The organism is Sinorhizobium chiapasense, assembly GCF_045277575.1.
GTDB classification, from domain to species: domain Bacteria; phylum Pseudomonadota; class Alphaproteobacteria; order Rhizobiales; family Rhizobiaceae; genus Ensifer; species Ensifer chiapasense_A.
On record NZ_CP144205.1, the window covers coordinates 2,440,872 to 2,460,968 of the forward strand.

Annotated in this window: 22 protein-coding genes; 15 read left to right on the plus strand and 7 right to left on the minus strand. The window is 64.2% G+C overall.

The features are described from left to right. The first annotated feature begins 167 nt into the window (after positions 1-167). The 3 genes from QM996_RS11865 (at position 168) to QM996_RS11875 (ending at position 1,503) form a co-directional block, all read left to right on the plus strand. Positions 168-620 carry a MaoC family dehydratase gene (locus QM996_RS11865; RefSeq protein ID WP_500267647.1) on the plus strand — a complete coding sequence of 151 codons (453 nt, stop codon included), beginning with the start codon at positions 168-170 and terminating at the stop codon, positions 618-620. Next, positions 620-1,090, plus strand: a complete 471-nt coding sequence (locus QM996_RS11870; protein WP_500267648.1) for a MaoC family dehydratase — start codon at positions 620-622, stop codon at positions 1,088-1,090. Before QM996_RS11865 ends, QM996_RS11870 begins: the two co-directional genes overlap by 1 nt. 200 nt (positions 1,091-1,290) lie before the next feature. After that, a complete protein-coding gene (locus QM996_RS11875; protein ID WP_500267649.1) occupies positions 1,291-1,503 on the plus strand; it encodes a hypothetical protein in 213 nt (70 codons plus the stop codon). A gap of 249 nt (positions 1,504-1,752) precedes the next feature. On the opposite strand, the gene QM996_RS11880 is transcribed toward QM996_RS11875, so the two are convergent. Further along, a complete protein-coding gene (locus tag QM996_RS11880; protein ID WP_500267650.1) occupies positions 1,753-2,298 on the minus strand; it encodes a purine phosphoribosyltransferase family protein in 546 nt (181 codons plus the stop codon). A 194-nt stretch (positions 2,299-2,492) separates the two neighbouring features. Between QM996_RS11880 and QM996_RS11885 the strand changes: the two genes are divergently transcribed. Then, positions 2,493-2,678 (plus strand): DUF1059 domain-containing protein, encoded by a 186-nt coding sequence (locus QM996_RS11885; protein ID WP_500267651.1) that lies wholly within the window; start codon positions 2,493-2,495, stop codon positions 2,676-2,678. A 92-nt stretch (positions 2,679-2,770) separates the two neighbouring features. Here the strand turns inward: QM996_RS11885 and QM996_RS11890 are convergent, their stop codons facing one another. The 3 genes from QM996_RS11890 to QM996_RS11900 are packed head-to-tail and all read right to left on the minus strand — an operon-like array spanning position 2,771 to position 5,279. Next, on the minus strand, positions 2,771-4,030 hold the full coding sequence (locus QM996_RS11890) for a CCA tRNA nucleotidyltransferase (RefSeq protein WP_500267652.1): 1,260 nt from the start codon (positions 4,028-4,030) through the stop codon (positions 2,771-2,773). Beyond that, positions 4,027-4,659, minus strand: coding sequence for a CoA pyrophosphatase (locus QM996_RS11895; RefSeq protein ID WP_429816133.1), 633 nt, complete (start codon positions 4,657-4,659; stop codon positions 4,027-4,029). The genes QM996_RS11890 and QM996_RS11895 overlap by 4 nt, the downstream gene beginning before the upstream one ends. Then, positions 4,656-5,279 carry a DUF1285 domain-containing protein gene (locus QM996_RS11900; RefSeq protein ID WP_500267653.1) on the minus strand — a complete coding sequence of 208 codons (624 nt, stop codon included), beginning with the start codon at positions 5,277-5,279 and terminating at the stop codon, positions 4,656-4,658. Before QM996_RS11900 ends, QM996_RS11895 begins: the two co-directional genes overlap by 4 nt. Before the next feature lie 273 nt (positions 5,280-5,552). Between QM996_RS11900 and QM996_RS11905 the strand changes: the two genes are divergently transcribed. From QM996_RS11905 to QM996_RS11930, 6 genes are read left to right on the plus strand one after another with little or no spacing between them, the layout of a single operon-like run. Beyond that, the gene (locus QM996_RS11905; protein WP_500267654.1) at positions 5,553-6,566 is read left to right on the plus strand and encodes an AAA family ATPase; all 1,014 of its coding nucleotides are present in this window, start codon (positions 5,553-5,555) and stop codon (positions 6,564-6,566) included. Between the two features lie 3 nt (positions 6,567-6,569). After that, complete coding sequence (locus QM996_RS11910) at positions 6,570-7,490, plus strand: DUF58 domain-containing protein (protein ID WP_500267655.1); 921 nt, start codon at positions 6,570-6,572, stop codon at positions 7,488-7,490. Continuing rightward, positions 7,487-10,312, plus strand: a complete 2,826-nt coding sequence (locus QM996_RS11915) for a DUF4159 domain-containing protein (protein WP_500267656.1) — start codon at positions 7,487-7,489, stop codon at positions 10,310-10,312. Before QM996_RS11910 ends, QM996_RS11915 begins: the two co-directional genes overlap by 4 nt. Before the next feature lie 10 nt (positions 10,313-10,322). Further along, on the plus strand, positions 10,323-12,392 hold the full coding sequence (locus QM996_RS11920; RefSeq protein WP_500267657.1) for a hypothetical protein: 2,070 nt from the start codon (positions 10,323-10,325) through the stop codon (positions 12,390-12,392). Next, positions 12,389-12,862, plus strand: a complete 474-nt coding sequence (locus QM996_RS11925; RefSeq protein WP_500267658.1) for a GNAT family N-acetyltransferase — start codon at positions 12,389-12,391, stop codon at positions 12,860-12,862. The genes QM996_RS11920 and QM996_RS11925 overlap by 4 nt, the downstream gene beginning before the upstream one ends. A gap of 10 nt (positions 12,863-12,872) precedes the next feature. Next, on the plus strand, positions 12,873-13,295 hold the full coding sequence (locus QM996_RS11930) for a GNAT family N-acetyltransferase (protein WP_500267659.1): 423 nt from the start codon (positions 12,873-12,875) through the stop codon (positions 13,293-13,295). An 8-nt stretch (positions 13,296-13,303) separates the two neighbouring features. Here the strand turns inward: QM996_RS11930 and QM996_RS11935 are convergent, their stop codons facing one another. Next, the gene (locus QM996_RS11935; RefSeq protein ID WP_500267660.1) at positions 13,304-13,849 is read right to left on the minus strand and encodes a GNAT family N-acetyltransferase; all 546 of its coding nucleotides are present in this window, start codon (positions 13,847-13,849) and stop codon (positions 13,304-13,306) included. A gap of 259 nt (positions 13,850-14,108) precedes the next feature. On the opposite strand from QM996_RS11935, the gene QM996_RS11940 reads away from it, so the two are divergent. Continuing rightward, on the plus strand, positions 14,109-15,086 hold the full coding sequence (locus QM996_RS11940; RefSeq protein WP_500267661.1) for a glutathione S-transferase family protein: 978 nt from the start codon (positions 14,109-14,111) through the stop codon (positions 15,084-15,086). A gap of 28 nt (positions 15,087-15,114) precedes the next feature. Here QM996_RS11940 and QM996_RS11945 read toward each other — a convergent pair whose 3' ends face one another. After that, entirely contained in the window at positions 15,115-15,582 is a 468-nt protein-coding gene (locus QM996_RS11945; RefSeq protein ID WP_500267662.1) for an NUDIX domain-containing protein, read from the minus strand. 111 nt (positions 15,583-15,693) lie between these two features. Between QM996_RS11945 and QM996_RS11950 the strand changes: the two genes are divergently transcribed. Both QM996_RS11950 and QM996_RS11955 read left to right on the plus strand, forming a co-directional pair. Continuing rightward, positions 15,694-16,596: a metallophosphoesterase family protein gene (locus QM996_RS11950; RefSeq protein ID WP_500267663.1), complete on the plus strand. Its 903-nt coding sequence runs from the start codon at positions 15,694-15,696 to the stop codon at positions 16,594-16,596. Positions 16,597-16,834: 238 nt separating this feature from the next. Continuing rightward, the gene (locus tag QM996_RS11955; RefSeq protein WP_500270301.1) at positions 16,835-17,383 is read left to right on the plus strand and encodes a tetratricopeptide repeat protein; all 549 of its coding nucleotides are present in this window, start codon (positions 16,835-16,837) and stop codon (positions 17,381-17,383) included. A gap of 102 nt (positions 17,384-17,485) precedes the next feature. Here the strand turns inward: QM996_RS11955 and QM996_RS11960 are convergent, their stop codons facing one another. After that, positions 17,486-18,403 carry a DUF3313 domain-containing protein gene (locus QM996_RS11960; protein WP_500267664.1) on the minus strand — a complete coding sequence of 306 codons (918 nt, stop codon included), beginning with the start codon at positions 18,401-18,403 and terminating at the stop codon, positions 17,486-17,488. A 312-nt stretch (positions 18,404-18,715) separates the two neighbouring features. Here QM996_RS11960 and QM996_RS11965 point away from each other — a divergent pair, with 312 nt between their 5' ends. Both QM996_RS11965 and QM996_RS11970 read left to right on the plus strand, forming a co-directional pair. Further along, positions 18,716-19,234, plus strand: a complete 519-nt coding sequence (locus QM996_RS11965; protein ID WP_500267665.1) for an RNA polymerase sigma factor — start codon at positions 18,716-18,718, stop codon at positions 19,232-19,234. A 3-nt stretch (positions 19,235-19,237) separates the two neighbouring features. Continuing rightward, positions 19,238-20,065, plus strand: coding sequence for an anti-sigma factor family protein (locus QM996_RS11970; protein ID WP_500267666.1), 828 nt, complete (start codon positions 19,238-19,240; stop codon positions 20,063-20,065). The last annotated feature ends 32 nt before the right edge of the window (positions 20,066-20,097 follow it).

Below are 20,097 nucleotides of genomic sequence, written 5' to 3' on the forward strand. Positions count from 1 at the left end.
TCTTTCCCGGCGGCAGGTCCATGACCTTGCGGCGCAGTCGCCGCCAGCAGATGCCGATGCCGACAAACCTTTGAGGCCGGCATCCAGCCGTCCCGCTCAAATCGATTCCGCTCCGTGAAATTATGCAGTAGGTAAGGCGGCAACAAATCAGACGGGGCCACTCAAGCATGCTGTATTTCGAGGATTTTTCCGAAGGGCGGCGTTTCGACTACAGGCCGGTCGAGATGAAGCCGGCGGAGATGATCGCCTTCGCCAGCGAGTTCGACCAGCAGCCGATGCATCTCGACGAGGAAGCGGGAAAACGCAGCATCCTTGGTGGTCTCGCAGCGTCCGGCTGGCACACCAGCGCCGTCGGCATGCGCATGATGCTCGACGCCTTCATGGGCAACTCGACGTCGCAGGGCTCACCCGGCATCGACTTCATGGACTGGAGGAAACCGGTTATCGCCGGAGACGTCCTCACCGGTTTCAGCCTCGTGCTCGAGGCGCGGCGCTCGCGGTCGAAGCCCGATCTTGGCATCGTCAAGTTCCGCAACGAAATCACCAATCAGGCGGGTGAACCCGTGGCGATCTCAGAATGCACGGTTCTCTTTCGCGCCCGCGAGAAGGGCCAGGCCTGATGATGACGATGGAAGAATTTTACACCGCCAGGACCAAGACTGCCATCGGCAGCCTGACGTTCACGGCCGAGGACATCGTCCGCTTCGCTCGCGACTTCGACCCGCAGCCTTTCCATCTCGATGAAGAAGCGGCGCGGCATTCGCTGTTCGGTGGGCTCTGCGCATCGGGCTGGCATACCTCAGCCGGTTGGATGCAATGCTTCGTCCGCTTCTGGAAGAACGAGCAGCGCCGGCTTGCCGCCGAGGGTCTGCGTGCGCCGAACCTCGGCCCTTCGCCCGGCTTCCGCGATCTCAAATGGCTGAAGCCGGTCTATGCCGGAGACACCGTCACCTATTTCGTGACCTTCCTCGAAAGCCGTTCGCTCAACTCGAAGCCCGGCTGGCGGATCAACACGATCCTGTGCGAAGGCGACAACCAGCATGGCGAGACGGTGATCCGCTTCGAGAGCAAGGTGATCGAGTTCGTATGACGCGGCGATGGCCGCCCAGCCTGCGGCGCCACGCTTCTTTCAAGAGGCGCCAAGATCGCTGTAACACCTTGAACTGCCACGCCTCCATAAATTCGCCGCTGACCAGAGGTAAAGTTTCTATTCGCAAGCAAGGTCGCGCGCCGTCGGCCGCGTCCCCGGCGGCTTGAGGGCGACGAACCGCTCGTAGCGGAGGAGCAGCCATGGAAAAAACCCATGTCCGCGAACTGGCGGACGAATATATGCGTCTCGGCGGTCACCGTCGTGTCGTCATAGACGACAACCAGACATCAGTCAGAAGCTGGGAAGAAGAGCCGCCGGAAGCCGAAAGCTTCTGGCAGAAGGAAGTGGAAACACTGCCACCGGCAACACAGCGTGAAGTGCAGCTGATGTTGCGGACGATCAACCGGCTCTAGAGCGCCGTGCGTTCACATGAACGCAGAAAGGACGCTCTAGCACCTTGATTCTAGAGTATCTTTCTGCTTTCAAGTGATACCACTTGAAAGCAGGATGCTCTAGCGCAGAGGCGAGAAAGGGGCGCAGCTTTCGCCCCGCTCTATGGCGCCGCGCGTCTTGTCAGACGCGCGAAGGTCGGCGATTTGCTGCATATCTTCGTCCCCAAATCGAGGTCGATTCGAGGCGACATGCAGGAATCGCTGGATTGATCAATGGCCTTCGAATTCGATCAGCGTCCGGACGTTGACGCCGAGTGCTTCCAACTTCTTGCGGCCGCCGAGTTCGGGCAGATCGATGACGAAACAGGCCGCGACGATTTCGGCGCCCATCTGCTTCAGAAGCTTGGTAGCGGCTTCCGCTGTGCCGCCGGTTGCGATCAGGTCGTCGACGAGGATCACCTTTTCACCCGGTCGGATCGCATCCTTGTGCATCTCCATCTCGTCGACGCCGTATTCCAGGCTGTAGGCGATGCGCACGGTGTCATGCGGCAGCTTGCCCTTCTTGCGGATCGGCACGAAGCCCGATGAAAGCTGGTGTGCGATCGCGCCACCGAGAATGAAACCGCGCGCCTCGATGCCGGCGATCTTATCGATCTTGGTACCGGCGTAGGGATGCACCAGCTCGTCGATCGCGCGGCGAAAGGCGCGTGGATTACCGAGCAGCGTGGTGATATCGCGAAACATCACGCCCGGCTTCGGATAATCTGGAATGTTCCGGATGGCGGAGATCAGTTCCGACTGAACGGTGGTGGTCATGGGCGAAAGGGCCTTTGCATCTCTTGTTACCGCAAACCCATAACACCATCGGCACGCTTGTCGATAATGCTTTCTTCTCGTGCGCCCGGCTGGAACAATTTGGCCGCCTGGGGGGTTGATGCTACTCTATTTGCGCGGTCGCCCGGCTGGCGCACCGCGCTCTCGCATCAAACTTACACAGGGAAGGAAGCACCATGCGCCTGTTTGAATGCGGTTCACTCGTCCCGGGTTGCGAATGGCACACGCGTGCCGACAACGATGCCGAAATCGTGCGCCGCGTCGTCGAGCACATGCGCGAAACGCACGGCGAGACGGTCATCCGCGAAAACATGATCGAAAACATCAAGGCCCGGATCACCGACGAAACCAAGGCGGCGTGAGCCGTCCTCAAGCGGCGTAGCCGTCCGGCCAAGGCGGCGTAGCCGTCCTCAAGGCGGGCTAAACCGTCCTCAAGGCGGCGCAAGCCCTCCGATCAGTCCGGCCGCGCCATGGCTTCGAGCCGTGCGATGAGGTTTGCCCGGTCGAGACTGAAGTTGCGCTCGATCCAGAGATTTTCGAGTTCGCCGAGGATTTCCCCCACTTTTGGGCCGGCCGGCACGCCGGCCTTCAGCACGTCACCGCCATTCAGCGGAAAGCTCGGGCGTTTCCAGGCTTCGGCACGCGCCAGCAACCGCCGCAGCGCTGCGGTCTCGGATAACAGCGCCGGGTCGCCTTCCGACTTGCGCCGCGCCGTTGCCAGCGCCAGCCGCAGTTTTACGACAATCCCCTCCGCGCCATGACGATAGAGCAGCCGATCGAAGGCCGTATCGGCGGTCGTCGCCGGGACCGCCGGCGCCTTGGCCCAGCGGCCGAAATAGGCGGCCTCGACCTTCGAGAGACGCAGACGCTCCGCCATTGCCTCCAGCCGCTCCTCGTCCGGCGGTACGATTGCGGCCAGGCGCAGAAGCGGGCTCGGCGTCCAGCCAAAGGCCCGCTCGGCGGCAACGATATCCGGGATCGCGTCGATGCCCCATTTCTCCGTTTCCGGCAGGATCTCGGTCAGCACGCCGGCCTGGCGCATCCAAAGGAGTGCACGGCCGGGATCGGCGGCAGAAAGCAATTTCTTCGTTTCGGCCCAGACCCGTTCGGCCGAAAGCGTTGCAAGCTTCGAACGCGCCCTCGCGCAGGCACGCAAGCCGTCGGCATCCGGCCGGCTGCTGCCGTAATGGGCGAAGAACCGGAAGAAACGCAGGATGCGCAGATAATCCTCGGCGACCCGCTCGGAAGCATCGCCGATGAAGCGGACCGTGCGGGTCTCGATATCCGCCAGCCCACCGACGTCATCGAACACCTCGCCGCGATCGTTCGCATAGAGTGCGTTGATGGTGAAATCCCGCCGCTCCGCGTCCGCCTTCCAGTCGGTGCCGAAGGCGACTTCCGCGCGGCGCCCATCGGTCGCAACGTCGCGGCGGAGCGTCGTGACTTCATAGGGCGTTCCATCGATGACGAGCGTCACCGTGCCATGATCGACGCCCGTCGGCACCACCTTGATGCCTGCCGCCTTTGCCCGCTCGGACACGTCCTCCGGACGCCAGGTGGTCGCCATGTCGATGTCGCCGGCCGGCAGGCCCATCAGGCTGTTGCGCACCGCGCCGCCAACGACCCTGACCTCGCCGCCCTCGACATTCAGGACCTCGAAGACGCGGCGGAGAGAGGGCGATGAAAACCAGCCTTCGCCGGCAACGGAAGTCATGCGTAAAGCCTTTCATAGAGCATGCGGAGAATGCCGGCGGTGATACCCCAGATGTTGTAGTCGCCATAGGGCATTCGGTAGAAATGCCGTTCCTCGCCCTGCCAATGCCCACGCCCGCGGGCGTGATTGCTCGGGTTCATCAGGAAGGACAGCGGCACCTCGAAGACGCTTTCGACCTCGTCCGGATTGGCCGTCAGTTCGAAGCCGGGTTTCACGACCGCCAGCACCGGGGTGATGCGAAAACCGGACATGGCCATGTAATGCGGCAGCCGGCCGATGGTTTCGACGAAGCGCGGATCGAGACCGATCTCCTCCTGCGCTTCGCGCAGCGCCGCCACTTCGACGGACCGGTCCTCGGGATCGACAGCGCCGCCGGGGAAAGCCACCTGGCCGGAATGCTTGCGCAGGCTGGTGGTGCGCTGGGTCAGGATGACGCTCGCATCGTCGCCATCGTCGACGACCGGTACGAGAACGGCGGCGTCCTTCAGATGCAGCGTCTCCAGATAGGGCACCATGCCGGGATTGAGCAGGAAGTCGCCATGGTCGCGCCAGGCGGTTTCCACCGGCCCGCCCATCTGCGTCAGCGCGCGTCGCCGGAACTCGTCAGCGGAAAAGAGATGCCGGTTCATCGGGACAGCACTTCCAACTCGGCCGCCGGCATGATCGGGAAGACGGCGCCGGCGGATCGCACGCAGAACATCTCGGTGCCGTCGACTTCAAGCGTCTCGCCGAGTTCGACGATGTCATACATCACCGGCCGCGACACCAGCGCCTCCAGGCGCCCGCGCACATGCAGATATGGCTTCAGCTCCCGGTTCTCGCCATGGATGACGAAGCGCAGCGGATGCTCCGGCCCGGCTTCGACCACGTCGCCGACATTGGTGCGGAACGTCAGGACCTGGCCCGCTTCTCCATGCGTGACGCTCATTTCGACGGCGACGAAGGGGGCATCGACGATGCGGATGCCCACCTTTTCCACAGGAGTCACAAGATAGGTGCGCCCGTCCTCGTCCTTGCGCAGAACGGTGGAGAATAGTCTGACCAGGGGCTGCCGGCCGATCGGTGTGCCGAGATAGAACCAGGTGCCGTCGGCGCGAATCTCCATGTCGATGTCGCCGCAGAACGGCGGATTCCAACGGTCCACCGGCGGCAGGCCGCGCGCCTTTTCGCCGGTCTGCCCGGCGGCACGCGCAATCAGCGCCGCCAGTCCGGCGGCATCGCCGGTTTGCTGAATTTCGGCTTCTGCCATTGTTCCGTCCCGTTTGACCCCGATTTTTGCATCGAGACCTTTGATATCTCACGAGATAGTGCGTCGGCGCCGACTTGTCAGCCGTCCGGCAGGGTCTAAATTGGAATTTGGCAACTGAAATCCGGCTACCGCATGATTCCGTAAATCGGAATCGATTTAAGGACAGAATTATGCAGCAGCTCAAAATGTTACAGCGACCTTTGCGCGTCTTATAAAGGCGCGCGGCACTGTAAGGCGATTCGGTTTAACAACGGGCGACCGGGGAGTACGACCATGACTGTGATGAAGGGCGCGGCCGACGCGATCGACGAGAAGGCGATTGTCGCCGCAGCCGAGAGCGCGCTCGGAGAAATCGCCCGGGTGCGCGCGGAAGTCGGCAAGGTCATCTTCGGCCAGGAAAGCGTCGTCGAGCAGACCCTGCTCGCCGTTCTTTCCGGCGGCCATGCCCTGCTCGTCGGCGTTCCCGGCCTTGCCAAGACGAAGCTCGTCGCCACGCTCGGCACCGTGCTCGGCCTTGATTCCAGCCGCGTGCAGTTCACGCCCGACCTGATGCCCTCCGACATCCTCGGCTCCGAAGTCATGGACCAGGACGCGGCCGGCCATCGCTCGTTCCGCTTCATCCCCGGCCCGATCTTCACGCAATTGCTGATGGCCGACGAAATCAACCGCGCCTCGCCGCGGACGCAATCGGCACTGCTGCAGGCAATGCAGGAGTATCACATCACCGTTGCGGGCGCGCGCAAGGACCTGCCCCAGCCTTTCCACGTGCTCGCCACCCAGAACCCGCTGGAGCAGGAAGGCACCTATCCCCTGCCCGAGGCACAGCTCGACCGCTTCCTGATGCAGGTGGACGTCGGCTATCCGGACCTTTCCGCCGAGCGGCAGATCCTGCTCGAAACCACCGGCGTCGGCGAAGCGACCGCCCACCCGGTCATCGACGCGGCGCGGCTTCAGCAGATCCAGGCGCTCATCCGCCAGATGCCGGTCGGCGAAAAGGTGGTCGATGCGATCCTGGCGCTGGTGCGCTCGGCCCGTCCGGGCAACGGCAACGCGGCGACCGACAGGAACGTCGCCTGGGGTCCCGGGCCCCGCGCCGGACAGGCGCTGATGCTCTGCGCCCGCGCTCGCGCGCTCTATGACGGCCGCCTGGCGCCGTCGATCGACGACATCCTGGCGCTCGCCGAACCCGTGCTTCAGCACCGCATGGCGCTGACCTTCGCTGCCCGCGCCGAAGGCATGACCGTGCGCGACGTCATCGCCGGCCTGGTGAAGCAGGCCAGGGGCTAAGGCATGGCCACCATCGGGCACATAGTCTCGCGTACTCCCGCTGGTGAAGTGCTTTCGCGCGCCCAACAGCGCGCCATGCTCGTTCCCGATTGCCTGGTCGAAGCGCGGCGGATCGCCAACACGGTGATTTCGGGCTGGCATGGCCGGCGCAAGCGTGGGATCGGCGAGAATTTCTGGCAGTTCCGGCCCTATAGCGACGGCGAAAGCATGTCGCGCATCGACTGGCGCCGCTCGGCTCGCGACGACCACACCTATGTGCGCGACCGCGAATGGGAGGCTGCGCACACCATCTGGCTGTGGGCAGATCTTTCCCCGTCGATGATGTACAAGTCGAAGCTCGGCGCCGTCTCCAAGGAAAGTCGCGCACTCGTGTTGATGCTGGCGCTCGCTGAAATCCTCGCGCGCTCCGGCGAACGCATCGGTTGCCCCGGCATCATGGAACCGATCTCGGCTCGCAACGCTGCCGAACGGCTGGCGACCGCGATCATGCTGAGCCCGCTCGCGGAAGGCCTCCCCGATACCGGGATGATCCGCGGCGCCAGCGATCTCGTGCTGATCGGCGACTTCCTCGATCCGGCGGAAAAGATCATGGACCGCCTCGGTCCGCTGGCACGGCGGGGGTTGCGCGGCCATGTGGTCGAGATCGCCGACCCGGCCGAAGAGGTGTTTCCCTATAGCGGCCGCACCGAATTCACCGACCCGGAGACCGGCGAGAAGCTGACGGCCGGCCGCGCCGAAGTGCTGCGCGAGGATTATCAGCGCGCCTATGTCAGCCGCCGCGACGGCCTGGGCGTGACGCTCCGCCATCTCGGCTGGACCTTCATCCCGCACAGAACCGACCGGCCAGCCTCGGAGGCGCTCGTCGGCGTGCACACCTATCTCTCCGGCATGCCGGGACGCGCGACGCACGGGGGCCAGCTATGAGCGGCTTGCCCTTCCTCTTCACCAACCCCGCCATCCTCGCCGCCCTGGTCGCCCTGCCTGTCATCTGGTGGCTGTTGCGCATGACGCCGCCAAGGCCCGCGGCCGAGGTCTTCCCGCCGCTGCGCATTCTGGCGTCCGTGATGAAGCGCGAGGAAACCCCAGCGCAGAGCCCCTGGTGGCTGACGCTGCTGCGCATGCTGATGGCCACCGCGGTGATCCTGGCGATCTCCGACCCGGTGTTCAACCCGCGACAGAACACGCTCTCGTCCGCAGGCCCGCTCGCGCTCGTCATCGATAACAGTTGGGCCACGGTCTCCGATTGGGATCGGCGGGTCGAGGCCGCCAATGCCCTCATCGACGACGCGGAAGCGAAGGACCTGCCGGTTTCGATCGTCTTCACGACCGACCGGCAGCACGACGCGACACCGGCCGCGGCCAACACTGCGCGCGACCGTCTCGCCGCGGCGCAGCCGCAACCGCTGCCAGCCGTGCGCGACCAGGCGCTTGCCGCCATGAAAGCTGCCCTCTCGAGCTCGCCGCCCGGCACGCTCGCCTTCCTCAGTGACGGGATCGAGACCGGGGACGGCCAGACGATGCGGCGAGTGGCGGAGATCGGCGCGGCCAACGTTCGCCGGATCGAAGGCAATGCGGAAAGCGCCATCGCGCTGACGTCCGCGACCAACGAAAACGAAGGCATGCGGGTCACGGCATCGCGGCTGCCGCTTGGCGAGCCACGGGCCTATTACGTCTTTGCCCGCGACACGCGCGGCACCGCCATTGCCGAAGGCGAACTCCGCTTCGGTGCAGGCGCCACGACGGCGAACGCTCTTCTGAGGGCGCCCTTCGAGCTGCGCAACGACTTCGCACGCCTGACGATCGAGGGCCAGGCGACGGCCGGCGGCATCCACCTGCTCGACGACGGCAACCGCCGCCGTCGCGTGGCGTTGCTGAGCGGCGAGGTTCACCAATCGCAGCCGCTGCTCTCGCCGCTCTACTACATCAAGCGGGCGCTCGAACCGCATGCCGACCTGATCGAACCGCGAGAGGAAGCGATCGGCAAGGCGATTGCCGAACTTCTCGCTCAAAATCCCTCGATCCTTGTCATGGCCGACGTCGGCCGGTTGCCCGACGAAAGCTATCCGCTGGTGACGCGTTGGCTGGAGAACGGCGGCATGCTCGTTCGCTTTGCCGGCCCAAGACTGGCCGGTGCGCCTGCCGATGACCCGCTGGTCCCCGTCGTGCTGAGGCAGGGCGAACGTTCCCTCGATGGCGCGCTCTCTTGGTCAGAGCCGCAGCCGCTTGCCGACTACCCGTCTTCCAGCCCCTTTGCCGGCCTCGAGCATCCGCGCGATGTGCTTGTCAAACGCCAGGTGCTGGCACAACCGACACCAGACCTTGCCGAACGGACCTGGGCCAACCTCGCCGATGGCACGCCGCTGGTCACGACAGCCGAACGCGGACGCGGCCGCATCGTGCTCTTCCATGTGAGCGCAGACCCGGGCTGGTCGAACCTGCCGATTTCAGGCTCCTTCGTCGACATGCTGCGCCGGTCCATCCAGCTTTCCCGTGCCGGCGGCATCGCCGGCGACCAGACGAGCAAGGCAGAGACCCTGCCGCCCTATCGCCTGGTAAATGCCCGCGGCGAACTGACCACCGAGACCGGCAGCGCCCGGCCGCTTGAGATCGCCCCAGGAGTTCCCCCGACCGTTTCCGCAGACACACCGCCCGGCCTCTACGGCTCGGAAGAGGGCTTCGTTGCCAACAATCTTCTTCCCGACGGCGGCAGCCTCGCTCCGATCAGAGGCAACCTCGTCAGCGAACGCGCGGAAGGGCTGGAAGGCGCGCGCCCCTTCTCTATCCGCCCCTATCTCTTCGAGCTGGCGCTGATGCTCTTCCTGCTCGACACGCTAATCGTGCTTTACATGGCCGGCGGCCTTGCGGGATTGCGCGGCCGCGGAAGCCGTGGCGCCGCCACCGCAGCGGTGCTCGCCACACTCGGCCTCGCAACACTTGGTTTTGCCGCGCTGGCACCGACGGTCGCGAACGCACAGGACAGCCAGCCGAGCGACGAGCAGACGCTGCAACGGCTCGACACGACCCACCTCGCCTATGTCATCACCGGCGAGGCCGAGGTCGACCGACTGTCGGAACAGGGCCTCGTCGGACTGAGCAACTATCTGACCTATCGCACGGCTCTCGAACCGGGCGCACCTGTCGGCGTCGACCTCGAACAGGACGAGCTGGCCTTCTACCCGATCATCTACTGGCCGGTATCCGCCACCGCGCCGATGCCGAGCAGCCGAGTGATGAGCCGGATCGACGCCTATATGCGCAACGGCGGCACCGTTCTCTTCGACACGCGCGACCAGTTCTCCTCGCTCACGCCTTCGGCGGCAGGCGACAGCCCCAACGTGCAGCGCCTGCAGGAGATGCTGAACGGTCTCGACATTCCGCCGCTGGAACCGGTGCCCACCGACCACGTCCTGACGAAGGCCTTCTACCTGCTTTCGAATTTTCCCGGCCGCTACACCGAGAGCCAGTTGTGGGTGGAGGCCGCCCCCAACGGCGCCGAGGAACAGAGCAACCGACCGGTGCGCGGCGGCGACGGCGTCACGCCGATCATGATCACCGGCAACGATTTTGCCGGCGCCTGGGCTGTGGACGCCAACGGCGCGCCGCTTCTGCCGACTGTGCCGCCGGACGAAATGCAGCGCGAATATGCCTATCGGGCAGGCGTCAACATCATGATGTATATGCTGACCGGCAACTATAAGTCCGATCAGGTTCATGTGCCGGACCTCCTCCAGAGGCTTGGGCAGTGAGGGCCGATCGATGACCTATGGTTTTGCTCCGTTGCTTCCGCTGATGTTCTTCCTGCCGCTTCTGGTCGTCGCGGCGCTGTTCATCGGCTATGGCCTGTGGCGAAAGATACGCGGGGCGTGGCTGCGCGCCCTCGCCTTGGCTGCGCTCGCCCTGGCGATCGCCAACCCCTCCATCTTCGTCGAACTGCGTGATCCGCTTTCGACGATCGTCGCGATCGTCGTCGACCGCAGCCAGAGCCAGCAGAATGGCGACCGCACCGCGCAGACCGACCGCGCGGTCGAAGGCCTGAAGGCGCGGCTGGCGGGGATCCCGCTGATCGAGCCGCGCATCATCGAGGCCAAGTCCGATCCGGCAAGCGTCTCGCCGGCGACCAATCTTTTCTCCGCCCTCGCGACAGCGCTCGCCGACGTTCCGCCGGCGCGCATCGGCGGCGCCATCTTCGTAACCGACGGCCAGATCCACGACGTGCCGGACGTCAGCCGCAAGCTGGGTTTCGATGCCCCGATTCACGGCCTGATCACCGGCAAGCCTGATGAATTCGACCGGCGCGTGGAGCTCATCAACCCGCCGCGCTTCGGCATCGTCGGCGAAGAGCAGAAGCTTTCGTTCCGGGTCGTCGACGACGGCGCCGCACCCGGCGGGACCGCGGAAGTGAGCATCCGCCTCAACGGCAATGAAATCGCCCGGGAAAGGGCCGAGCCGGGTACCGACGTTCCCTTCAGCTTCAAGGTTCCGCGCGGCGGCAACAACGTGCTTGAATTTGCAGTGGATGCGGTTCCTGGCGAAGTGAGCACGGCCAACAACCGCGCGGTGCACGTGCTCGACGGCATTCGCGAAAACCTTCGCGTGCTGCTCGTCTCCGGCGAACCGCATGCCGGCGAGCGCGCCTGGCGCAACCTTTTGAAATCCGACGCCGCTGTCGATCTGGTGCACTTCACCATTCTGCGTCCGCAGGAAAAGCAGGACGGCACCCCGATCAACGAACTGTCGCTGATCGCCTTCCCGACGCGTGAGCTGTTCGTCGACAAGATCAACGAGTTCGACCTGATCATCCTCGACCGCTATCAGCACCGCGGCCTGCTGCCGATCCTCTACTACGACAACATCGCGCAATATGTGGAGAATGGCGGCGCGCTTCTGATTGCCGCCGGACCGGAACATGCCGGCGACGATTCGATCGCCGCAACACCGCTCTCGGCCGTGCTTCCGGCCGCGCCCACAGGCGTCATGAACGACAAGGCCTTCTTCCCCCGCCTGTCGGAGGAAGGGAAGAAACATCCGGTCACCCGCGGCCTCGAAGGCTCCGACAGCGAGCCGCCGCACTGGGGCCGTTGGTTCCGCACGGTCGATGTCAACAGGCCGCAGGGCAATACGGTGATGGAAGCGGCCGACGGCAAGCCGCTGCTCGTGCTCAACCGCGTCGGCAAGGGTCGCGTCGCGATGCTGCTCTCCGACCAGGGCTGGCTCTGGGCCCGCGGCTTTGAAGGTGGCGGCCCGCACGTCTCGCTCTATCGCCGCACCGCCCATTGGCTGATGCAGGAGCCGTCGCTCGAGGAAGAAGCCTTGACGGCACGCGCCCGGGGCCGGACGCTGGAGATCACCCGCCAGACGATCGATGGCGATCCTGGTCCCGTTTCCCTCGTTTCCCCGTCGGGCCAAAAGCAGGACGTGAAGCTGACCGAGCGCCAGCCGGGTCTCTATTCGGCAGAACTCGCCACGACCGAGACCGGCCTGTTCGAGATGAGCAATGGCGAACTCACGGCCCTTGCCCATGTCGGCGATCCCAATGCGCCGGAGTTCAAGGCGGCGATTTCGACCGAGGACAAGCTGCGCCCCTGGGCGGAGAAGACCAAGGGGCTGGTGCGGCGTCTCGCAAGCGCCGACGGCCCGCTTGATCTGCCGACGGTGCTGCCGGTCAGGGGCTCGATAAGGTCGGCCGACGATCAGCGCCTCTCCATCCGCATGACCGACGAAACCGTATTGAAGGGCATCAACTCGCTGCCGTTGTTCACCGGGCTTCTCGGGCTTGCGGCACTGCTCTTCCTGATCTCCGCCACCTGGTATCGCGAGGGACGATGACCGATCGGACCGTGGTCGTCAGCGACCTTCGCGACGCGCCGCATTTCTTCGATGCGGTGGCCGACCGTATCTGGCGCGCCTGGTGGGAGCCACAGGGCTTCCCGCTGAGCCATATCACCGGCCTGCTCGAGGAGAGCCTCGCCGATGGCGCAGAATCCCATTGCCTGGTGGCTCATGCCGGAGATCGCTTTGTCGGCACCGCCTCCGTAATTGCCTCGGATCTTGAGGAGCGGCCGAACCTCACCCCTTGGGTGGCAGCCGTCTGGGTCGACCCGCCGTTCCGTGGGCTCGGCATCGGCGGCGATATCGTGCTGAAGGCCGCTTGTGCGGCGCTCGATACAGGCGCAGAGGCCGTGCATCTCTGCGCCCTTCCCGGCAAGCGGGCCTTCTACGAGCGCCTCGGCTGGCGGCTCGATGAAAGGGACGTGGGCGCGGATCGCCTCGACGTCTTCAGCATGCGCCGCACGTGAGAGGTCTTCGATGTTCGAGGTGACCGACGCGCCTTCGCCCGAGGCGCTGGAAGCGATCGGCAATGGCCTGACGGCCTTCAATACCGCCGATGTCGGCCCGTCGGAGCGGCGACCGCTCGCCGTTCTCGTCGGCGGTCCCGATGCGAAGGGGCAACGCGGTGGCCTGAACGGTTACACCGGCTGGGGTTGGCTCTTCGTGCAGTGGCTGTGGCTGCCGGAGGATCTTCGCGGCCAAGGGCTCGCCGGCAAGCTGCTCCAGGCAGCGGAGGATGAGGCTCGAAACCGCGGCTGCCACGGTGCCTGGATCGATACCTTCAATCCGCAAGCCCGGCGCGCTTACGAACGCCAGGGTTACCAGGCCTTCGGTGAACTGCCTGCCTTCCCCATCGGCCGCACGCGGGTTTTCCTGAAGAAATCGCTCGCCGCCGGATAGCGTCTGCGTCAGACCGCAAGCGGCAGATCGAGCGCCACGGCCGGCACCACCGCATCGTCCCGCCAGCCGATGACGCCAGCAAGGCCGGCATGCACGTCGTCTGCCATCGGCACGACGAGCACGCGCGCGGGATCGACCGGTCCCGGAAACTCGAGCGCGCCGTAGCGAACCTTCTCGAAGCCGAGCGGCTGGTAGTAAGGCGGATCACCGACGAGGATCACCGCTTGCGAATCCTTCCGCCGTGCCGCTTCGACGGCGATGCGCACCAGTTCCCGGCCGATGCCCTGGTTCTTGTGCGACGGCCGCACCGCGAGCGGCCCGAGCAGATGACCTTTGACCGAACCGGCCATGACCGGCGTCATCCTGACCGAGGCGATCGTCTCGCCGTTGTCGGCGCAGATGAAGGAGAGCGACCGATCATGCGGCCCCTGCTCGCGAATCCGTGCGGCCGCCCGGGCGAACCGGCCGGGGCCGAAGGCTTCTTCATTGATGATTTCGATGGCTGCGTCATGAGACGCGTCTTCGGTCAGGTAGACGAGATCGTGCTTTTTCATGGGAACGGGAACCAAGCATGCGGACAGACATAGGGATGGCGTCGCCCGAAATAGGGCGTTGGCAGCATCAGCGTCGTCGCAGGTTTCCCGAGAGCATCATCAGTGTGGTTTCTTCCAACACGAAAAAAGTCGTGAGATCGCCGATATCAGAAAAATGCCCTCTGTCAAAGCCTAAAACGCACTGTTCCCAATTCGCTATCTATCGGACGCCGCTGGAAGCGCTATCTATGACGGCAAGGATCACGAAGGAGATTTCAAGATGGGCAGGTTGGTGGACGGCGTCTGGCAGGACGTTTGGTACGATACGGTGGCAACGAACGGCCATTTCAAGCGCAGCGCTTCGCAGTTCCGCAACTGGGTGACGGCAGACGGATCGGCGGGCCCAAGCGGTGACGCCGGTTTCAAGGCGGAGGCCGGCCGTTATCATCTCTATGTTTCGCTCGCCTGTCCCTGGGCGCACCGCACGCTGATCTTCCGCAAGCTGAAGAAGCTCGAGGACCTCATCTCCGTTTCGGTCGTCGATCCGCTGATGCTCACCCAGGGCTGGGAGTTCAAAGAAGGCGGCATCGGCACGAGCGACCATCTCTTCGGATCGAAAGCGCTGTGGCAGATCTATACCCGCGCCGATGCCCACTACTCCGGCCGCGTGACCGTGCCGGTTCTCTGGGACAAGCAGCAAGACACCATCGTCTCGAACGAATCCTCCGAAATCATCCGGATGTTCAATTCCGCCTTCGATGGCCTCACCGGCTCGACGCTCGACTTCTACCCGGAAGAACTGCGCGACGAGATCGATGCGATGAACACGGACGTCTATAACGACGTCAACAACGGCGTCTACAAGGCGGGTTTCGCCACCAAGCAGGCCGCCTATGAGGAGAGCGTCACCGCGCTCTTCACCCGGCTCGACAAGCTGGAAGAACGCCTCGCATCGCACCGGTACCTGATCGGCAACCGCCTCACCGAGGCCGACTGGCGCCTGTTCACCACGCTGGTGCGCTTCGACCCGGTCTATGTCGGCCACTTCAAGTGCAACATTCGCCGGATCGCCGACTATCCGAACCTTCACGGTTACCTTCGGGAACTCTACCAGGTGCCGGGCGTGGCCGAGACGGTCGACATGCGCCACATCAAGGAGCACTACTACCGCAGCCACACGACCATCAACCCGACCGGCGTCGTGCCGGTGGGGCCGGTGCTCAACCTCGCCTCCCCGCACGGACGCGAGCGGCTGTAGATCGATCGTTCGAGCGGATCGATCGCCTCTACCAGTAAAGGTCGAAATCAGCGCTGCCGGCGAGTTCCGCAAGCCGGCGGCGCGTCGCCGGCGTGGTCTCTTCCGGCAGCCCATCGAGCGGGAAGAAGCCGCTCGCGGCAATCTCCAAGTCCGGCGCCTTCGGCGCCGTCTGCCTGACGCCGTTGCAGCGATAGAAGATGACATGGTCACGGCGGCTCGTGCGCCTGTTGTAATAAACCTGGACCAGAACCGGCGGCGTCGTTACCTCCAGGTTCCCCTCTTCGCGCAGCTCCCGCAGCAGCCCGTCGATCGAGGCTTCGTTGCGATCGAGGCCCCCACCCGGCAGGTGCCAGCCCGGCAGATAGGAATGGCGCACCAGAAAGATCCGGCCCTCGTCATCGAAACAGGCAGCGCGCACGCCCATCGTCATGCCGCGCGCAACTGCGAAATAGCCATGCGCGAGCCGCATCAGGAGCCGGAGATACCAGCGCCGCATCTCCGGTGGCCGTTCGTCGCTCAGTCGTCTCGTCCTTCTCAGTTTTGGGCCGCACGCGATTCATCGGGCGACCTGATTCCCCTCGACCGGAATATGCGCTAGACGGGGGCGATGTTCAAACTTGCCCATATCTCCGATGTCCATCTCGGCCCCCTGCCCGAATTGTCCCTGCGGGAGCTCGCGTCGAAGCGCATCACCGGTTTCGTCAACTGGCACCGCAACCGCAGCCGGAATCTCTTCACCGGCATGCTCGACACCCTGCTGGCCGATATCGAGAAGAAGGATCCCGACCATCTGGCGATCACCGGCGACCTCGTGAACCTGGCGTCTTCGCTGGAGATCAAGGCCGTGACCGAATGGCTGGAGGGTGCCGGCAAGCCGGAGAACATTTCCGTGGTGCCCGGCAACCACGACGCCTATGTGCCGGGCGCTTACGAGAAGACCACCCGTGCATGGTACCCCTATATGCGGGGCGACGATGCGCCCGCCGATTGGCACGACCGGTACCATTGCTTTCCCTATATGCGGGTGCGAGGGCCCGTCGCACTGATCGGCTGCTCGACCGCCGTCGCGACGCCCCCTTTTGCCGCAAGCGGCTATTTCGGCCAGCGCCAGGCGCGCGCGACCGTCAACATGCTCAGGGCCGCCGGCGAGGCCGGCCTCTTTCGCATCGTCATGATCCATCACCCGCCGATCCGCGGCGCGACCTCGATGCACAAGCGCATGATCGGCATTCGCCGCTTTGCCGCGACGATTTCATCGGGCGGCGCGGAATTGGTCATTCATGGCCACACCCACCTCAACACCGTCTATTGGCTCAAGGGGCCGGAGGCTCCGGTCCCGGTCGTCGGCATCGCCTCCGCTTCGCAGGGACCGGACGGCCATAAGCCGCCGGCGGCCTACAACCTGTTCACCGTGGTCGGCGAGCCTGGAAACTGGCACCTCACGCGCGAGCGCTATGCGCTGAACAGCGACGCAACCACGCTGACGCTCGCCGAAACGACGCGTTTCTGAAGGTGTCAGGCGGATCCGCTTCGCAGAATCTTCACCACCCGGCGAATAATTTCCCGTATTCATGCGTCATACGCCGGTTGCGTGCCACTCGCTGGTGGCGTGCACTGTCTTTGGCATCTTCGTGGGTGGATCGGCCCGACGGCGGCTCACCTCCTTTTCGGAGCGTCAAGGACATGCGATCAATTTGAAACGACGCGCGGACTTTCAAGGGCATGCGCGAGGAACGGGGGATGGCATGATGTACTGGAAGAGCCTGCTTGGTGCCATGATTGTGGCCGCCGCAACCAGCTTCACGGCGCAGGCCGTGATGGCCGCCGGCGAAGACACCAGCGAACCGCCCAAGAAGACCAAGACGACCAGCGAATGCACGGATGGCAAGGTGTGGGACGCAAAGAAGAAGGCTTGCGTCAACGCCAAGAAGAGCGACCTCGGTGACGATATCCTGTTCCAGGCCGCCCGCGAGCTCGCCTATGCGGGCCAGTATGAAAATTCGATCAAGGTGCTCGGCGCGGTCAAGGACCAGAAGAGCGCCCGCGTACTCAACTATCTCGGCTATGCCAACCGCAAGGCCGGCCGCATGGAACTCGGCATGCAATACTACAAACGCGCGCTCCAGGCCGACGAGAACTACATTCTCGCCCGCTCCTACATGGGCCAGGCGCTGATCGAACAGGGACGCGTCGAGGAAGCCCGCGTGCAGCTCGTCGAGATCCGCGATCGCGGCGGCGAAAACACCTGGGCCTACCGCGCCCTGTTGCAGTCGCTGGGCGGCATTCGCCAATACTGACCAACGGCAGCATGGGGTGGCGCTGGGCGCCACCTCGATTGCCAAGCGACGGATCCGCCTTGCGTTCAGCCGAGGGCACGAGAGGCGCTTCCGCATTGGTTTCTAGCTCTTCTTTGCGCCTCCGTCGGTCCCGCTTGCAAGGGGCGCGCTCTCGTTCTTCTTCTCCGACCATTCCGGCGGTAGGCCGAGTGCGCCGCCGGCGATGCCGCCGAGACCGGATCCTTTTCCGAAAACAGCGCAATCCGGATCGGTAGGCTTGCCGGTCACCGCATAGGCGACGCTGTTCTTGACGTTCTTCATCGAAGGCAGTTCGAAATCGGATTTCATCGGGTCACCCGATTTTTCCAGCAAGGCACTGAAATCGGCTGAAAAATCTCCGGCGAGTTCAAAGGCGTCGGCTGCCGTCGATGCGCGGGAACCATTGGTGAGGATGTTGGCGCCGCGCGCCCAGGTCAGCCCGGCGATCTGCTTGCCGGTCGCATCGAAAGCCTCCGCCTCGACCGCGAGGCTTCCGAGACCGATCGGAATGCGCGGAACCGGAACGGGCGCGACCGCCGAGGTGACGGTCGACACGCCCGCGACGACGGCATTTGTCGATTTGACCTTGCTGATCACCGAACGCACGGCCATATCCGCCGGGTTCGATATCGGCACGACATCGAATTGCGCACTCAATGCTTCGCAGAGCGAGCGGTCGATCGCCGTCGCCACCAGCTTCTTCTGCGGATCTCCAAGCTTGTCGAGATCGGCATTGGCCGCGAAGGTGGTCGGGATCACGTGCACCGTCTTCACGTTCTTGGTGGCGGCGGCATCGACCCGATATTTCGTCTTGGTCACCATCCCGTTGCTGGCGACGAAATCCTTGTAGGACGATAGCGATCCGGTTTCGATGACCTCGGCGCTCTGGCAAGCAGCGAGCCCCGCAAGCAACGGAGCCAGGGCAGCGGTGCGGATGGCCGCGGCGGCTCCCCGGACACAGCCTCCGCCACGACGCCTCCCGACAAACCAGGCAAAATTCATCCTATTCCGATGCTGTGCATTCATTGGCGTGTCCCCGACATCGACCTGCAGTTGTGCGATGAGGTCCGGCCAGATTCGGGCCGAACTTTGACGCGATCTCCGGGTGCCGCTGCAGTTTACGGTAACGAGGACCTTGGTTAACGGCAGCCGGCAAGCGAAAGCTTTTTGGGAAAAGACGCCAAGAAACAGCAGAATTTGCTTTCCGTTCCGGCACTTCCCTTGCAGACTAAGGGGCAAATGTTTCATACAATCCGGCTCGTGCCCCGCACTGCGAATAAACGCACGATCCGGCACGTTTCATTTGGAAGAGCAATGCGTCCAGCGGCAGAAACGAAGGACTTCAGACGCGACTTGGTCAGCCTCCTGCCCAAATTGCGTCGGTTCGCGATGACGTTGACGCGCAATGCCAATGACGCCGACGATCTCGTTCAGGAAGCCTGTGAGCGCGCGATTACGCGCAGCCACCTCTGGAACGGAGAAGGCCGTCTGGAGAGCTGGATCTATGCGATGACGCGCAACCTCTGGGTCGACGAGATCCGCAAGCGCAAGGTCCGTGCCGGCAGCGGCACGGTCGATGCGCTTGGCGAGGACGAGCTCAGCATCGAGCCTTCGGCCGAAAAAGCCGTCTACGCCAACCAGTTGCAGAAAATGATCCTGTCGATGCCCGAGGGGCTTGCGAGTGTGTTCCTGCTGGTCAATGTCGAAGGCCATAGCTATCGCGAGACGGCCGACATCCTCGGCATTCCGATCGGCACCGTCATGAGCAGGCTGTCGACCGCGCGCCTCAGGCTTGCGGCCTTGATCTCCGAGAATACCGAAAGGAGGGCCTGACCGTTGCAACAGACAAAGGGTCACGCACTCGAAGTTCGCCTATCCGCCTATATCGACGGCGAGGTCGGCGAAGCGGAACGAACTGAACTCGAAGCGCTTCTCGCCCGCGACGACGATGCCAAGGCCTTGTTTGAAAAGCTGAAGGCCGGCAGCAGCTTCGGCGATACAGCTTTTGAGGATTTTCTGCACGATCCGGTGCCGCTGGCCCTGGTGCGGCAGATCAAGCAGGGTCCCGGTGTCAGCCCCAAGACCGAACGCGTGACGGCGACGGCCGCCAGCGTCCGAAATGTGCGTATCTGGCCGCGCGTGCTTGCTGCGTCGGTGGCGCTGTTACTGCTCGGCGGCTCGGCCGGCTTCATCATCGGCGCGGCAAACAATGTGGGCGAACCGACCCAAGTGGCCGCCGCGCGCGGCTGGCTGGACGATATCGCCGACTATCACCGGGTCTACTCGCGCCAGAAGGAACATCTCGTCGAGGTTCCCGCCTCCGAGGCCCCCAAGATCGAGACCTGGCTTGCGTCCAGCGTCGGCGTTCTCTTCAAGATTCCGCAGCTCGGCGGCAAGGGCCTGACCTTCGAAGGCGCCCGCCTGCTGGTGGCCAACGGCAAACCCGTGGCACAGCTCGTCTACCGCAGCGCCGAGGGCGAGATCTTCGCGATCTGCTTCCTCAAGAACACCACCGGCCCGCAGTCAAACAATTTTGACGAAAGCATCCGCGACGATCTCGGCATGGTCTCCTGGCAGAGAGGCGGCGCCTCCTTCGTGCTCGTCGGCCCTTCCGCCCATGTGGGAATGCAGGATATCGCCGAGGCGGCCGCCGCAACGATCTGAAGCCGTTTCTTGAAAAAACGGCGTCCTTTCAA

Coding starts and splice junctions, on each gene's coding strand:
- QM996_RS11880 (WP_500267650.1), bottom strand. CDS start 2,298: ATGACCACCACCGTTCAGTCGGAACTGATCTCCGCCATCCGGAACATT.
- QM996_RS11895 (WP_429816133.1), bottom strand. CDS start 4,659: ATGAACCGGCATCTCTTTTCCGCTGACGAGTTCCGGCGACGCGCGCTG.
- QM996_RS11915 (WP_500267656.1), top strand. CDS start 7,487: ATGAGCGGCTTGCCCTTCCTCTTCACCAACCCCGCCATCCTCGCCGCC.
- QM996_RS11905 (WP_500267654.1), top strand. CDS start 5,553: ATGACTGTGATGAAGGGCGCGGCCGACGCGATCGACGAGAAGGCGATT.
- QM996_RS11945 (WP_500267662.1), bottom strand. CDS start 15,582: ATGCGGCGCTGGTATCTCCGGCTCCTGATGCGGCTCGCGCATGGCTAT.
- QM996_RS11955 (WP_500270301.1), top strand. CDS start 16,835: ATGTACTGGAAGAGCCTGCTTGGTGCCATGATTGTGGCCGCCGCAACC.
- QM996_RS11910 (WP_500267655.1), top strand. CDS start 6,570: ATGGCCACCATCGGGCACATAGTCTCGCGTACTCCCGCTGGTGAAGTG.
- QM996_RS11890 (WP_500267652.1), bottom strand. CDS start 4,030: ATGACTTCCGTTGCCGGCGAAGGCTGGTTTTCATCGCCCTCTCTCCGC.
- QM996_RS11960 (WP_500267664.1), bottom strand. CDS start 18,403: ATGAATTTTGCCTGGTTTGTCGGGAGGCGTCGTGGCGGAGGCTGTGTC.
- QM996_RS11965 (WP_500267665.1), top strand. CDS start 18,716: ATGCGTCCAGCGGCAGAAACGAAGGACTTCAGACGCGACTTGGTCAGC.
- QM996_RS11865 (WP_500267647.1), top strand. CDS start 168: ATGCTGTATTTCGAGGATTTTTCCGAAGGGCGGCGTTTCGACTACAGG.
- QM996_RS11950 (WP_500267663.1), top strand. CDS start 15,694: ATGTTCAAACTTGCCCATATCTCCGATGTCCATCTCGGCCCCCTGCCC.
- QM996_RS11940 (WP_500267661.1), top strand. CDS start 14,109: ATGGGCAGGTTGGTGGACGGCGTCTGGCAGGACGTTTGGTACGATACG.
- QM996_RS11900 (WP_500267653.1), bottom strand. CDS start 5,279: ATGGCAGAAGCCGAAATTCAGCAAACCGGCGATGCCGCCGGACTGGCG.
- QM996_RS11935 (WP_500267660.1), bottom strand. CDS start 13,849: ATGAAAAAGCACGATCTCGTCTACCTGACCGAAGACGCGTCTCATGAC.
- QM996_RS11875 (WP_500267649.1), top strand. CDS start 1,291: ATGGAAAAAACCCATGTCCGCGAACTGGCGGACGAATATATGCGTCTC.
- QM996_RS11930 (WP_500267659.1), top strand. CDS start 12,873: ATGTTCGAGGTGACCGACGCGCCTTCGCCCGAGGCGCTGGAAGCGATC.
- QM996_RS11885 (WP_500267651.1), top strand. CDS start 2,493: ATGCGCCTGTTTGAATGCGGTTCACTCGTCCCGGGTTGCGAATGGCAC.
- QM996_RS11925 (WP_500267658.1), top strand. CDS start 12,389: ATGACCGATCGGACCGTGGTCGTCAGCGACCTTCGCGACGCGCCGCAT.
- QM996_RS11920 (WP_500267657.1), top strand. CDS start 10,323: ATGACCTATGGTTTTGCTCCGTTGCTTCCGCTGATGTTCTTCCTGCCG.
- QM996_RS11870 (WP_500267648.1), top strand. CDS start 620: ATGATGACGATGGAAGAATTTTACACCGCCAGGACCAAGACTGCCATC.